Source organism: Dongia sp. (assembly GCF_041905885.1).
In the GTDB taxonomy this organism is placed as follows: Bacteria; Pseudomonadota; Alphaproteobacteria; order Dongiales; family Dongiaceae; genus Dongia.
In genome coordinates this window covers 1-14,178 of record NZ_JAYRKD010000015.1, presented here as the reverse complement: position 1 = coordinate 14,178, position 14,178 = coordinate 1, and the positions used below count along the sequence as shown (strand labels likewise).

Sequence of the window (14,178 nt, the reverse complement as noted above, 5' to 3'; positions counted from 1 at the left end):
GCTCTCAAGAGCCCCCGCCGGGCGCCGATTCACCGGTTCGAATTCAGGCGCAGGCGGCAGAACAAGCAGGAATACGCTCAATTGCCTAGGAAATTTGCGGCTCTCGGCCTCCTCGCCACCCTCCTCCTCGCCGGTTGCGGATCGCCGCCCGCCCCCAAGGCGCAGATCAGCCCCGCCGACATTGCAAGGCAGGCGCCGGCGCCGATCCAGATCAGCCCCCGGGTGGCCGGGATCTATGCCGGCTATCTCGAGCAGCTTTCGCCCGATGTCAGCGGCGTCTTCGCGATCTCGCCCAACGGCAACCGGGTGGAATACCGCTTCTGCCGCCACCCGGACTGCCTGCTCTCCGACGACGAGGTCGCGGATCGCGCGATCTCACGCTGCAATCTCGGCGTGCCGCAGAAGGACCCCGCCAACCGCTGCCTGGTCTTCGACCGCAACGGCCAGGTCAACCAGCCCTATCGCACCTGGAGCGACGGCGATTTCGACACCCCGAACCCGGCCCCGCCGGTCTTGAGCGTGAAGGACCCAGCGGAGATTGCACCCGGACGTTTTGCGGCGATGACGCCGGACGGCCAGATGATCATCAGTCTGCGCGGCGACAGTAGGGCCTATCTCTGGGATACCGGCGACGGGTTCCACCAGGCGACCTGGTCCTTGAAGGGCGAGAAGGTCTGCGTCGATTCGATCGACGGGCGGGCGCAGATGACCTGCGGCCAGCTCTACGGCGCCGACAAGGACCATATCGTGGGGGCCACTCTGGACCTGTTCCCCGGCAAATACCTGTCCATCACCCGGATCGCGAATACGGCGGAGTGACGAGGGCCACTGTCCTTTGCCGGTAGGCCTGATTAGACTACCGCGCGAGCTGAAATAGCGAGACGAATCAGGCCGGATGCACAAAGCTTGGGGGATGGCGATACCGGGTCTGCTGCTGGTCGGCGCCTGGTTTCTGCGCGAGGCCGATCCGGCGCCGATCCAAGCCGTCCGCAACTTCGTCTTCGACAACTACCAGCGGCTGGAGCCCCGGCCCTACAATCCCGATCTGCCGGTCCGCATCGCCGATATCGACGAAAAGAGCCTGCTCAAGTTCGGGCAATGGCCCTGGTCGCGCGCCACTATGGCCAAGGTGGTCGATCGGCTGGGCGAGCTCGGCGCGGGGGTGATCGCCTTCGACGTTCTGTACGCCGAGCCGGATCGCACCTCGCCCCAGGCGCTGATCGCCAATCTCCCGGCGGATTCCGCCTTCGCCGAGGTGAAGGCCCGGATGACCGCCCTGCCGGATCCGGATGCGCAACTGGCCGAATCCATTGCGCGCACCCGGAGCGTCCTGGGATTCGCCCTGCTGGATTACGACCCGCAGCGGCCGCAAGCCCGGCCCAAGCCGGTCGGCGGCTTCGCCGCCGCCGGCGCCAGCCCGCTCACGTTCACGGCGAAGCTGCCTTATGTGGTCGCCGCCTTGCCGGTGCTGCAGGCCTCGGCCTTGGGCAACGGCGCCGTCAATGCCGCTCCCGATCGAGACGGCGTCATCCGCCGCGTGCCGCTGATCCTGGACTACAACGCCGACAAGGTGGAAAACCCGATCGACGGCCTGTTGCCGGCGCTGGCGCTCGAGGCGCTCCGAGTCGCCATGGTCGATCCCAGCAACAAGGCGTCCGGCTACACAATCCGTTCGTCCAGCGCGAGCGGCGACGTCTGGGCCAGCGCCGTCGCCGACGGCATCGGCGCGCTGCGCATCGAGGACACGCCGGTGGTGATCCGGACCGACCGCGCCGGGCAACTGCTGCTGCACGACACCGGGCATCAGGCGCAGCGCTTCGTCTCGATCGCCGACCTGTTCAACGCAGACTTCCCGCGCAAGCTGGTCGAAGGGCATATCATCCTGATCGGCACGACGGTGGAAGGGCTGAAGGATATCCAGACCTCGCCGCTGGAAGCGCGCATCGCCGGCGTGGAAATCCATGCCGAGACCATTGAGCAGATCCTGGAAGCGGCGATGGGCGGCGCGACGGGCTTGTGGCGCCCCTATTGGAGCGACTTCGCGGAGAAGAGCCTCCTCGTGGTGTTCGGCCTGCTGGTCATCGGCCTGGCCTTCCGGGCCGGCGCCATTCTCGGGATCGCCGTCGCCGTGGGCTCCATCACTCTCGCCGTCGGCGGCAGCTGGTATCTGTTCCACACCCGCGGCTGGCTGGTCGATCCGCTCTATCCCGCCGGAACGGCGCTGATTTTGGTGATGGCGGCGACCACGATCAATTTCATCCGCACCGAGCAGGACAAGGCGCGCATCCGCGGCACCTTCTCGATGTATCTGTCGCCGGCGATGGTGGAGCAGCTGGCGGAACGGCCCGAGCTCGCCAAGCTCGGCGGCGAGAATCGCGAGCTCACCGTCATGTTCTCCGACATCCGCGGCTTCACCAAGCTCTCGGAAGGACTCGACCCGCAGGAACTGACCCATGTGATCAACAGCTTCCTCACGCCGATGAGCAAGCTGATCAAGGATCACCAGGGCACGATCGACAAGTATATCGGCGACTGCATCATGGCGTTCTGGAACGCGCCGCTCGACGTGCCGCATCACGCCCGCGAGGCGGTGCGGACGGCAGTCGAGATGCGCCGCACCCTGAAGCGCCTCAACGAGCAGTTCGCGGCGGAAGCCACCGCGGCCGGGCGCAAGCCGGTCAAGCTCAGGGCCGGCGTGGGCCTGAACACCGGCATCGGCTGCGTCGGCAACATGGGGTCGGAGGAGCGGCTGGCCTATTCGGCGCTCGGCGACACCGTCAATATCGCCTCGCGCCTGGAATCCCTGTCGCCGGCCTATTTCGTCGACCTGGTGATCGGCGAGGAGACGGCGGCCGACGTCCAGGACTTCGCCTTGCTCGAGCTCGACCAGGTCAAGGTGAAGGGCAAGGCGGTCCCGATCCGGATCTTCACCTGCCTCGGCACCGAAGGCTATGCCGCGCGCCCGGAATACCGGGCTCTGCGCGCGCAGCACGACCGCATGCTGGAGGCCTATCGCCGCCAGGACTGGGAGGCGGCCGAGGCCGCGCGCGACGAATGCCTGAAGGTCGGGCCGGAGCGGCTGCATCCGTTCTACACGCTCTACGGCACGCGGATCGGCGAGTTCAAGATCTCTCCGCCCGGCTCCGGCTGGGACGGCGTCTACGTCGCACAATCGAAGACCGGGTGAAGTAGTTTGTTGGAATTGAGTGTGTGGCACCCCGACCCCAGCCCTCCCCCGAAGCCCGCGGACGCATGTCCGCATTCGCGGACGGGGGAGGGAGAAAAAGAGTGCCCTCCCCCGAAGACCGCGGACGCATGTCCGCATTCGCGGACGGGGGAGGGAGGATAAAGATGTCCTCAGCCGCGCTCATCGTCTTCGGCCTGGTCACCCTGCTCGGCCTGGTCAGCCTGTTGCCGCCGCTCGCGGCCCGGGTGAAGCTGCCCTATTCGGTGCTGCTGGCGCTGGCCGGTTGCGCGCTGGGGCTGCTGATCCAGGTCCAGCCGCAATCGCATTCCGCGGTCGCCAGCGATCTCATGACCGCGCTGCAGCAGTTCGAGATCTCGGCCGAGGCGATCATCGTCATCTTCCTGCCCGCCCTGCTGTTCGAGGCGGCGCTCTCGGTCGATCTCCGCAGCCTGCTCGAGGACATCGCGCCGATCCTCACCATGGCCGTGGTCGCCGTGGTGATCTGCACCCTGGTGGTCGGCTTCTCCCTGGCGGGTGCTTCCGATTACGGGCTGCTGGCCTGCCTGCTGCTGGGGGCCATCGTCGCCACCACCGATCCCGCCGCGGTCATCGGCATCTTCAAGGAAGTGGGCGCGCCGCGAAGGCTGCTGACACTGGTCGAGGGCGAGTCGCTGCTGAACGACGCCGCGGCGATCTCGATCTTCACCCTGCTGGTGGCCGCGATCCTCTATCCCGGCAGCGTCGGTCCGGCGGGCGCCGTGGTCTCCTTCCTGGTGAGCGCCATCGGCGGCGCGGTGGTCGGGCTCGGCATGGGGATCGCCACCACCAGCCTGTTCCGCATCCTGAACGGCTGGCCGCGGGCGGAGATCACGCTCACCATCGCACTGGCCTATCTCTCCTACTTCATCTCGGAGCATTACCTGCATCTCTCCGGCGTGGTCGCCTGCGTCGCCGCGGGCCTGGTCATCGGCGCCGCGCGCAAGACCCGCCTCACCCAGGAGACCTCGGAGCAGCTCGAAGGTGCCTGGGGCCAGATCGGCTTCTGGGCCAACTCCCTGATCTTCCTGCTGGCCGCGATGTTCGTGCCGCGCTTCGTCGGCAACATGACCTGGACCGATATCGGCCTTGTCATCCTGCTCTACTTCGCGGTCATGGCGGCGCGGGCGGTCACGGTGTTCGGCCTGCTGCCGCTGTTCGAGCGGCTGCGCCTCTCGCAGCAGATCGACAGCCGCTTCAAGGGCGCGATGCTCTGGGGCGGGTTGCGGGGCGCCATCTCCCTCGCGCTGGCGCTGGCGGTGACCGAGAACCGCGCCCTGCCGGAAGCGATCCGCGACTTCGTCGCCGCCTCGGTCACCGGGCTGGTGCTGATGACGCTGTTCATCAACGGCACCACGCTCCGGCCGCTGATCCGCTTCTTCCAGCTCAACCGCCTTTCCGCGGTGGGCGCCGGCGTGCGCGACCGCGCCGCGGTGATGACCCTGGCGGAGGTCCGCGACCATGTGGCCGAGGCCGCCGAGACCGGCCGGTTCGACCGCAACGTGACCGACGCCGTGCTCGGCGATCTCGATGCGCGGCTCGCCGTCGAGCGCTCGGACTGCGCACCGCTGGGCGCCGAAGGCGGCGTGCTCGGCAAGCGCCAGACCATGCGGGTCGGCCTCACCGTCATGACCGCGCGGGAAAGCGCGCGCTGCCTCGAGCTGCTGCATGCCCGGGTGGTCGATCGCCGGATCGCCGAGCAGCTGCTGGCCCATGCGCAGACGCTGCGGGACAGCGTCCGGCAGCAGGGCGCGACCGGGCGCGGCGCCGAGGCCGAGCGCAAGCGCTGGGAGGCCGACAAGGCCTTCGCCAAGGCCTGGAAGCGCAACCTGCGCTATGGACCCGCGTTCCGTCTGGCGCTCGCGCTGCAGAACCGCCTGGGCTTCGATCGGATCCTGGCCAATGCCCTGGCCGAGCGTTTCGAGCTGCTGGTGAACCAGCGCCGGCTGCTGGGCGAGATGGGGCCGTTCGCCCGCGACCGACTGGGCGCGCTGCTCGGCGAAGAAGCGACCGAGAAGCTGATCGCCCTCAACGCCGACCGGGCCAAGGCGGTCGAGGACGCGCTGCTGGCGCTGAAACTGCAATACCCGATCTATGCCGAGGCGCTGCAGCGCCAGCATCTCGAACGCCTGGCGCGGGTCTGGGAAGACCGCGGCTATCACGCGCTGCTGAGCCAGGGTGTGATCGGCGGCGAGGTGGCGCAGGCGCTGACCGAGCAGGCCGCCGACCGCTATCCCGACATCGACCGCCGCCCGCGCCTCGACACCCGGATGAGCGCCCGCGACCTGGTCGCCGGCGTTCCGCTGTTCGCCAACCTCTCCGAGGACGCGTCGAGCCGCATCGTGCGCCAGTTGCGGCCGCGGCTGACCTTGCCGGAAGAGCTGATCGTGCGCAAAGGCGAGCGCGGGGAGTCGATGTTCTTCATCGCCTCGGGCGCGGTCCGGATCGTGATCCCGGACGGCGACGTCGAGCTGGGTTCCGGCGACTTCTTCGGCGAGCTGGCGCTGATCACCGGACGGCCGCGCGTCACCGACGTGATCTCGCTCGGCTTCTGCCAGCTGCTGGAGCTGGGCGCCGCCGATTTCCGCGCCCTGCTGGCCAAGGACCCGGCCTTGAAGGCGCAGATCGAAAGCGTCGCCAACCAACGCCTCGGCGTCAGCGTCGCTGCGGCAAAATAGCCGTCCCATGCGGCAATAGATCGCCGGGTCAAGCCCGGCGATGACGGGTTGAAATGGCGGTGCTATAAGCTCTGCACCTGCCCATTTTCGCGATCTCCGCCGCCGTCATTCTCAATTTGAACGGCCCATAACGACGGAGACGCCTTTCGAAGAGGAGAGACGACCATGAACCTTGAACAAGCGCGTGGCTTGGACAAGAAGGCATTCCAGAAATTCGCCGGCAAGCTGAAGCCCGAGACCCGCAACTTCATCAACGGCAAGTTCGTCGATGCCAAGAAGGGCCGCAAGTTCGAGACCATCAACCCCGCGACCGGCGAAGTCATCGCCAGCGTCGCGCGCTCGGATGCGTCCGATGTCGACGCCGCCGTGAAAGCCGCCCGCGCGGCGTTCAAGTCGGGCGTCTGGTCGAAGATGGCGCCGCGCGACCGGATGGCGGTGATCTACAAGTTCGCCAAGCTGATCGAGGACAACGCGCTGCAATTCGCGCTGCTCGACACCACCGACATGGGCAAGCCGATCAGCGAGATGCTGAACATCGACATCCCCGGCGCGGTGATGACCTTCAACTACTTCGGCGAGACGGTCGACAAGATCGAGGGCCAGGTCACCGCCACGGCGTCGAGCGAGTTCCACTACATCCTGCGCCAGCCGCTGGGCGTGGTGGGCTGCATCGTGCCCTGGAACTATCCGCTGATGATGGCCTCCTGGAAGGTGGCGCCGGCGCTTGCTGCCGGAAACTCCGTGATCCTGAAGCCCGCCGAGCAGTCGCCGCTTTCCGGCGCGCTGATGGCCAAGCTGTTCATGGAAGCGGGCGGCCCGGCCGGCGTCTTCAACGTGGTCCAGGGCCTCGGCGAGGAAGCCGGCAAGGCTTTGGCCTTGCACATGGACGTGGACAAGATCGGCTTCACCGGCTCGACCGAGATCGGCAAGCTGATGATGGTCTATGCCGGCCAGTCGAACATGAAGCGCGTCACCACCGAATGCGGCGGCAAGACCCCGCAGATCGTGACCGGCGACGTGCCGGATCTCGAGACCGCGGTCCAATATGCGGTCAACGGCATCTACGGCAACCAGGGCGAGGTCTGCAACGCGGGCTCGCGGCTGATCGTCGACCAGAAGATCCACGACGACTTTGTCGACCTGTTCCTGAAGAAGGCCAAGGCCAGCTTCAACCCGGGCGACCCGCTCGATCCCGCGACCACGATGGGCCCGTTGGTCACCAAGGAGCAGCAGAAGCGCGTGCTCGGCTATATCGACATCGGCAAGAAGGAAGGCGCCAAGGTGGCCTTGGGCGGCGGCCGGCCGAAGGGACTCGATGCCGGCTGCTATGTCTCGCCGACGCTGTTCACCGGGGTGAAGAACAGCATGCGGATCGCCAAGGAGGAGATCTTCGGCCCGGTGACCGGCGTCATTCCCTACAAGAAGCTGGAAGACGCGATCGCCATCGCCAATGACTCGATCTATGGCCTCGCCGCTTCGATCTGGACCTCGGACGTCTCGACCGCGCACAAGGCGGCCCGCGACATCGAGGCCGGCATCGTCTGGGTCAACTGCTTCGACCACGGCGACATGACCTCGATCTGGGGCGGCTTCAAGCAGTCCGGCATGGGCCGCGACAAGTGCCTGGAGACCTTGACCACCGTCACCCAGACCAAGTCGGTCTGGATGCATCTCGGCTGAGATCGATAGAGGCGCTGAGCCAACGGGCGGGACCGGCGGTCCCGTCCGTTTTCATTGCGGTGATCGACCGGGACCGGGCGCGAGCGGCAAGGTGATGGACATCGTGGTGCCGACGCCCTTCTCGGAACGGATGTCGAGATGCCCGCCGAGCAGCCGCGCGAAGCGGTCGACCAGGGTGAGGCCGAGCCCGCTGCCCTCCTGGCTGCGGTGATAGGCGGGCTCGAGCTGGACGAAGGGCTGCCGGGCGCGCGCAATCTCTTCCGCCGTCATGCCGATCCCGGTGTCGGACACGGTGATGACCGCGCTTGAACCGACCGTCCGCGCCTCGACCCGGACCTTGCCGCCGGCGCGGTTGAATTTCACCGCATTGGCCATGAGGTTCAGGATGATCTGCTTGACCAGGCGGCGGTCGGTGGTCGGCGGCGCACAGGCGATGTCGGTCTCGATCGCGACCTGCCGTTCCGCGGCCAGGCCCTCCAGGTAGCCGGCGCATTCGCCGATCACCGCGGCGAGGTCGACCGCTTCGCGGCTGGTCTCCACCCGCCCGGCTTCGATCCGGGCGAGATCGAGGATGTCGTTGATCACCGCCAGCAGGTGCTGGCCGCTCTCGTGGATGCTCTGGTAATAGTCCTGCAGCTTGTCCGAAGCCAGGCCGCCGCCCAGCGTCAGCAGCATGTCGGAAAAGCCGATGATGGCATTGAGCGGCGTGCGCAGCTCATGGCTCATGGTCGCCAGGAATTCCGATTTCGCCCGGTTGGCCGCCTCGGTGTCGTCGAGCGCGCGCCGCAGGTCTAGTTCGGTCTGCTTGGCGGCGGTGATGTCCTGGGTGACGCCCAGGCTGTGGACATGGCCGGTCGCGTCGTCTCGATAGGTTCGGCCGACCTCGCGGAAGTGCCGGAGCGCGCCGTCCTTGGTCGGGTTGCGGAACTCGATGTCATAGGTCTGGCCGGAATCCAATGTCATGATCGCATCGAAGGCGGCGCGGTCGTCGGGCGGCGCGGCGGCGCGCATCTGGCGGCTGCTGCCGCGCTCGAGCACGAACTCGCGCGGGGTCATCCCGAACAGGGCGGCCAGCTCGTCCGAGCAGAACAGGCAGCAGTCGGCGGTGGTGTCCCACACCCAGGTGCCGAACCGGGCGAGCGCCGCGCCCTGGCGCAGCAGGCTTTCGCGCTCGCGCAGCGCCGCTTCGATGCGGTGCAGCTCGGTCACGTCCTGGACCGCACTGCGCACCGCGACCCGCCGGCCCTGTGCGTTCAGCCCCGGGCCGCTGCGCTCCACCACATAGCGCACGCGTCCCTGGCGGTCGATGACGCGATACTCGTTCTGCGCCGGCTCGCCGGTTTCGATCGCACGCATGTCGGCGCGGCGCATCCGCTCCCGGTCGATCGGGTCAACCAGGTCGATGAAGGCATCGTAGCTGCCGTCGAATCCGGCCGGATCGACATCGTAGATCTGCATGGCGATCTCATCGAGAATCACGCGACGGGTCGCCAGGTCCAGGTCCCAGGAGCCGACGCCGGCAATCCGCTGGGCGCTGGCGAGCCGGGCCTCGTTCGCAGCGAGGCGCTGCTCGACCGCCTTCTGGTCGGTGATGTCCTCGGCGGTGACGATGACGTAGCGCGGCCGCTCGCCCGGCACCCGGGCCAGCGACAGGGAGGTGCGCGACCAGACCGTCTCGCCCGACTTGCGGACGTAGCGCTTCTCGATGCTCACCGTCTCGCGGCCACAGCTGCGCAACTCCTCCACCAGATGGAGATTGGATTGGAGATCGTCGGGATGGGTGATCTCGCCGAAGCTGAGGTTGGCCAGCTCGGCCTCGCTGTAACCGGTCAGCGCGCAGAAGGGACGATTGGCGAGCAGGAAGCGGCCCTCGAAATCGCAGCAGCACATGCCGATCGCCGCCTGCTCGAAGATGGCGCGAAACAGCCAGGTCTCGCTGGCGGCGAGCCGAACCGCGGCGCTCGTCGGGTCACGTCCACCCTGATGTCGCGACACGTCAGTCCCCCGGCGCCGGTGGCATCCCAGCAATTGCGCGTGACATGGCTGGCCTCCCGAGCGTTCGGCATTCTATCCAGGATTCCAATCCCGAGGCCAGCGCAGGGTCAGGGATGCGACATTCCGTGTGCTTGATGTAGATCATCTGCCGGTATCCCTGTCCGGCATATCGGCAGATGCATCGCGGGGCGCGCCTGCAGCTAGTCGCCGGACTCGTCCTCGACCGGCAGGAAGACGCAGGCGGCGGTGCCGACGCCGGGCTCGGAGCGCATTTCGAGCCGCCCGCCGAGCAGGCGGGCGAAGCGATCGACCAGCGAGAGTCCAAGCCCGCTGCCCTCGCGGCTGCGCTGATAGGCGGATTCCAGCTGGACGAAGGGCTTGAGGACCCGCTTCAGATCGTCCTCGGTCATGCCGATGCCGGTGTCGGTGACCTCGAGCTCGACCATGTTGCCGCGGCGGCGCGTCACGATGGCAACACGGCCGCCGGGCCGGTTGAACTTCACGGCGTTGGCGGCGAGGTTCAGCAGGATCTGCTTCACCAGGCGCCGGTCGCTGCGCAGCCCGGGGCAGTCGATGGCGGTAGCGATGGTGACCGAGCGCTGGCGCGCCGAGTGATCGAGATACTTGGCGCATTCGGTGACCACGGCGGCGAGATCCACGTGATCGACGCCGATCTCGACCCGGCCCGCCTCGACCTTGGCCAGGTCCAGGATGTCGTTGATAAGGTCCAGCAGGTGCCGGCCGCTTTCGCGGATCGTGAGGTGGTAATCCTTGACCTGGTCCCGGCCGAGCGTGTCCTCGAGCAGCAGCATCTCGGAGAAGCCGATGATGGCATTGAGCGGGGTACGCAGCTCGTGGCTCATGCTGGCGAGGAAATCCGACTTCGCGCGGTTGGCCTCCTCGGCGAGCCGGGCCAGTTGCGAGGCTTCCTCGGCGAGGTGGCGCAGCTCGAACTCGGTGGCCTTGATATCGGTGATGTCCTGGGAAACGCCGATGCAATGCACATGCGTGCCGTCTTCCTCGCGATAGGCGCGACCGATTTCCCGGACGTGACGCCACAGGCCGGACTTGTTGGCGATCCTGAACTCGATGCTGTAGGTGTCGCCGGGCCCCACGCTGACCGTCGAGTCGAAGATCGGCCGGTCCTCCGGGTGGATGCGCGCGCGCATCTGGCGCAGGGTGCCGCGGTCCGCCAGGTACTCCTCCACCGACATGCCGAACAGGGCAGCCATCTCATCCGAGCAGACCAGGCAGCGATCCTCGGTGATGTCCCAGACCCAGGTGCCGAAACGCGCCAGCTGGGCGCCCTGCCGCAGCAGGCTTTCACGCTGTTGCAGCGCCTTCTCGTTGCGCCGCAGATCGGTCATGTCGCGAAAGAAGACCGAGACGCCGTCGCCGAACGGGTTGATGCTGGCCGCATACCAGCGGTCCATCCCGGCATAGTATTCATAGGTCTGCATCGGCTGGCCGGTTTCCCTGACCAGGCGGAACCGGCGCAGCCAGACGCTCTCGCGCGCCTCGGGGAAGACGTCCCACATATGGCGGTTCAGCATTTCCGCGCGGGTCTTGCCGAGCAGCTCCGCGGCGCGGTCGTTGAGGTCGGTGTAGACCCAGTCGCCGTTGAGCGCCAAGTAGCCGTCGTTCATGCTGGAGAGGATGTCGCTGTTCCGGAGCAGGCTGGCCTCGAGGCGCTGAGAGATGAGCTCCTTCTCGGTGAAGTCCTCGGCCGTGACCACCAGGCAGCTGGGCTCGCCGGATTCCGTCACCGCGATCGAGACGGTGAGATGCACCCAGACCACGGCGCCGGTCTTCTGCAGGTAGCGCTTGTCCAGGGCGAGCGAACGGGATTGGCCAGCGCGCAGCTGGTCCAGGACGCGGAGGCTGTCCGCCAGGTCGTCGGGATGGGTGATGTCCTGAAAATGCCGGCCAAACAGATCGGCCGCGGTGTAGCCGAGCAGGCCGGCGAATTTGGGATTGATGTGGCGGAAGCGGCCGTCGAGGCTGCAGATGCAGATGGCGATCGCCGCCTGCTCGAAGGCGTCGCGGAACAGGCCGAGGTCGAGCGCGAAGGGCGGCTGCGCATAAAGATCGGTCGGCTCGGGGCCGAAATGCTTGGTGTCCTTCGACATCGCTCCCGTCGGCCGCGCCCGATTTATCTGACCGGCCCCAGCCCTCCGCATCCCCCGTCGCCCACGCTCTTTGTTGAGCGGATCGCCATCATCCGTCAGATCGCTTGTTCCGTATATGACGGGATTCCTTAAGAGAGGGTTCTTCGCCGCCGCAGATCACGCGGGGCTTTTGCATCAAATCCGGCCATTATCCCGCCCGGCATATCCGGCAATGCGTTGTGCCGGCTTGCGAATCGATCCCGCGCCGGCTGCAGCCCCGCCCCCGATTCGAGGAGGAGGATTGGGCTTTCCCGGCGCGGGAGGTTTTTCTTTGGGTCGGCAGGCTCGCTACAATTCCCTTTCCCGATTCGGGGAAGGATCAGGTTGGGGTACGACTGCATGTCCATGAATCTGGTGACCAACGACGACATCGTCGCGGCGGAGCGCGTCATCGAAGGCTGGGTGCAGCGCACCCCCAGCCTCTGGAGCCCGGCGCTGGGCGCCAGGCTCGGCGCGCGCGTGGCGTTGAAACTGGAGCTGATGCAGAAGACCGGCTGCTTCAAGCCGCGCGGCATCACCAACAAGCTGCTCTCCCTCAGCGACGCGGAGAAGAAGCGCGGCCTCATCACCGTCTCCGGCGGGAACCACGGCATCGCCATCGCCGCGATCGGCAAGGAGATGGGGATCGCCATCACGGTCGTCATGTCGGAGAAGGCGCCGCTGCGCTCCCAGGCGCGGATCAAGGCCAGCGGCGCCACTCTGCTGCTGACCCCCGATGCCGGCGCCGCCTTCGATCTGGCGGAGAAGGAATGCGCCGAAAAGGGCATGACCTATATCCATTCCTACGACGACCCGAAGATCATCGCCGGGCACGGCACGGTCGGGCGCGAGTTCATCGCCGACCAGCCGGACCTGACCGATGTCCTGGTCTCGATCGGCGGCGGCGGGCTGATCTCGGGCTGCGCGGTGGCTTTGAAGGCGGCAAACCCCGCGATCCGGATCTGGGGCGTCGAGACAGAGGGCGCCGATGCGATGACCAAGGCGCTGGCGAAAGGCGCCCCGGAGAAGATCGCGGTGACCTCGATCGCAACGACATTGGGGGCACCCTCGGTCACCGACCGCACGCTTTCTCACGTGCAGGCGCTGGTCGAGACCGTGCTGACCGTCTCCGATGCGGAAGCGGTCGGCGGCGTCCTCACCCTGGCGGAAGAGGCGAAGCTCTTCGCCGAGCCGGCGGCCGGGTGCCTGATCCCGGCGGCCGAGCAGGTGATCGAACGCGTGGGTGCGGAGGCCAAGCTCGGCCTCGTCATCTGCGGCGGCAACGTCGCCTTCAGCGACGTCGCGGGCTGGGTGCAGAGGTTCGGGGTATCAGTCAGTTAGGCGGGATGCCCGGGCCTTGACCCGGGCATCCAGCTCATCACTCAGGCTCGCGCGGCGGTTCGTCGAACCCGCCTCCGGGGCTGGACCGGCATCGCGACAACCGAGCCGTTCTCTTCCTTCACATGGCGGATCTCGCCGCTGACGCGGCCGAGCACGCCGGGGCGCAGCTCGGTCACCTGCAACCGTTCCGGCCGCTTCTCGGTCGGCATGACGAAGCCGTAGGGCGTCGCCGGCACGAAGCCGAATCTCTTGTAGTAGTCATAGTCGCCGACCAGCAGCACCAGGTCGTAGCCCATCTCGGCGGCGATCTCCAAAGTGCGGAAGGTGAGCGCGCGGCCGATGCCCTTGCCGGCCAGTTGCGGCGTGATCGCCAGGGGCCCGAGCAGCAGGGCGGGATGGCCGGTCTCGCCGACCTGGATCGGCCAGTAGCGGATCGAGCCGACCAGCTTCTTGTGGCGGTCGAACGCCGCCCAGCTGAGGGCGGCCACCGGAGCAACGCCCTGGCGGAAAAGATAGGAGGCCTTCTCGCGTCGTTCCGCGCCAAACACCCGGTCGAGCAGCAACTCGACGCGCGGGGCCAGCGCGGCGGATTCAGGCTTGATGGTGAACTGGGCTTCGGTGGTGTTCATCGCAGGATCCTCTGGTTTAAAGCGGTGATCGGACCGGGCTTTGGAGCCGGTGCGCCGCTGTGGGATCCCGCCGAGGCGGTCAGCTCAAGGTTCTCCCACAGTCATGCGCGCACCCGACTTCGCGGCCCGTAGCAACGGGCGCCATGTATCGTCGTCGGAGGCGCAGACTGGACAACCTTGTAGCCTTTCGGCTGTTGGCGATGCTTGCGTATATAGCGAGAAAGCCTGCCGGGTCAAGAAGGTATCCGACTTTCTTCACGAATTCTTGCGCCAGGCACGGCGCGAGTGTTGCGGAAAAGAAACGGGCGGGGCTGTCGCCAACCCCACCCGCCGATCAAACGCGTCTGCCCGCGCTAGATGTCGTTGCCAAGCAGGTTGTTCAGTCGGTGAGCTGGGGGAGCGGCCATGATCCCGGCATGGGGTCGGTGGTGATTGTACCAATGTAGCCAGCCAGGCATGTCGGAGCAGCGATCGGCTGAAGAAGC

General features: G+C 67.0%; 8 protein-coding genes. 5 read left to right on the top strand and 3 right to left on the bottom strand.

Annotation, left to right across the window (positions count from 1 at the left end):
- Positions 1-81 precede the first annotated feature (81 nt).
- The 4 genes from ACH2CY_RS15860 (at position 82) to ACH2CY_RS15845 (ending at position 7,581) form a co-directional block, all read left to right on the top strand.
- Entirely contained in the window at positions 82-819 is a 738-nt protein-coding gene (locus tag ACH2CY_RS15860; protein ID WP_395020278.1) for a hypothetical protein, read from the top strand.
- A 94-nt stretch (positions 820-913) separates the two neighbouring features.
- Positions 914-3,187, top strand: coding sequence for a CHASE2 domain-containing protein (locus ACH2CY_RS15855; protein ID WP_395020277.1), 2,274 nt, complete (start codon positions 914-916; stop codon positions 3,185-3,187).
- Between the two features lie 164 nt (positions 3,188-3,351).
- Positions 3,352-5,901: a cation:proton antiporter gene (locus ACH2CY_RS15850; protein WP_395020276.1), complete on the top strand. Its 2,550-nt coding sequence runs from the start codon at positions 3,352-3,354 to the stop codon at positions 5,899-5,901.
- A 165-nt stretch (positions 5,902-6,066) separates the two neighbouring features.
- Positions 6,067-7,581 carry an aldehyde dehydrogenase gene (locus ACH2CY_RS15845; protein ID WP_395020275.1) on the top strand — a complete coding sequence of 505 codons (1,515 nt, stop codon included), beginning with the start codon at positions 6,067-6,069 and terminating at the stop codon, positions 7,579-7,581.
- Between the two features lie 51 nt (positions 7,582-7,632).
- Here the strand turns inward: ACH2CY_RS15845 and ACH2CY_RS15840 are convergent, their stop codons facing one another.
- Positions 7,633-9,576 (bottom strand): PAS domain S-box protein, encoded by a 1,944-nt coding sequence (locus ACH2CY_RS15840; protein WP_395020274.1) that lies wholly within the window; start codon positions 9,574-9,576, stop codon positions 7,633-7,635.
- Between the two features lie 200 nt (positions 9,577-9,776).
- Positions 9,777-11,705, bottom strand: coding sequence for a PAS domain S-box protein (locus ACH2CY_RS15835; RefSeq protein WP_395020273.1), 1,929 nt, complete (start codon positions 11,703-11,705; stop codon positions 9,777-9,779).
- Between the two features lie 378 nt (positions 11,706-12,083).
- On the opposite strand from ACH2CY_RS15835, the gene ACH2CY_RS15830 reads away from it, so the two are divergent.
- Entirely contained in the window at positions 12,084-13,064 is a 981-nt protein-coding gene (locus ACH2CY_RS15830; protein WP_395020272.1) for a threonine/serine dehydratase, read from the top strand.
- Between the two features lie 41 nt (positions 13,065-13,105).
- Here ACH2CY_RS15830 and ACH2CY_RS15825 read toward each other — a convergent pair whose 3' ends face one another.
- Complete coding sequence (locus tag ACH2CY_RS15825; RefSeq protein WP_395020271.1) at positions 13,106-13,693, bottom strand: GNAT family N-acetyltransferase; 588 nt, start codon at positions 13,691-13,693, stop codon at positions 13,106-13,108.
- Positions 13,694-14,178: the final 485 nt, after the last annotated feature.

Bases quoted from the DNA above. Each gene is read 5' to 3' on its own strand.
- ACH2CY_RS15835 (WP_395020273.1), bottom strand. From the start codon at position 11,705: ATGTCGAAGGACACCAAGCATTTCGGCCCCGAGCCGACCGATCTTTAT.
- ACH2CY_RS15855 (WP_395020277.1), top strand. From the start codon at position 914: ATGGCGATACCGGGTCTGCTGCTGGTCGGCGCCTGGTTTCTGCGCGAG.
- ACH2CY_RS15845 (WP_395020275.1), top strand. From the start codon at position 6,067: ATGAACCTTGAACAAGCGCGTGGCTTGGACAAGAAGGCATTCCAGAAA.
- ACH2CY_RS15850 (WP_395020276.1), top strand. From the start codon at position 3,352: ATGTCCTCAGCCGCGCTCATCGTCTTCGGCCTGGTCACCCTGCTCGGC.
- ACH2CY_RS15830 (WP_395020272.1), top strand. From the start codon at position 12,084: ATGTCCATGAATCTGGTGACCAACGACGACATCGTCGCGGCGGAGCGC.
- ACH2CY_RS15825 (WP_395020271.1), bottom strand. From the start codon at position 13,693: ATGAACACCACCGAAGCCCAGTTCACCATCAAGCCTGAATCCGCCGCG.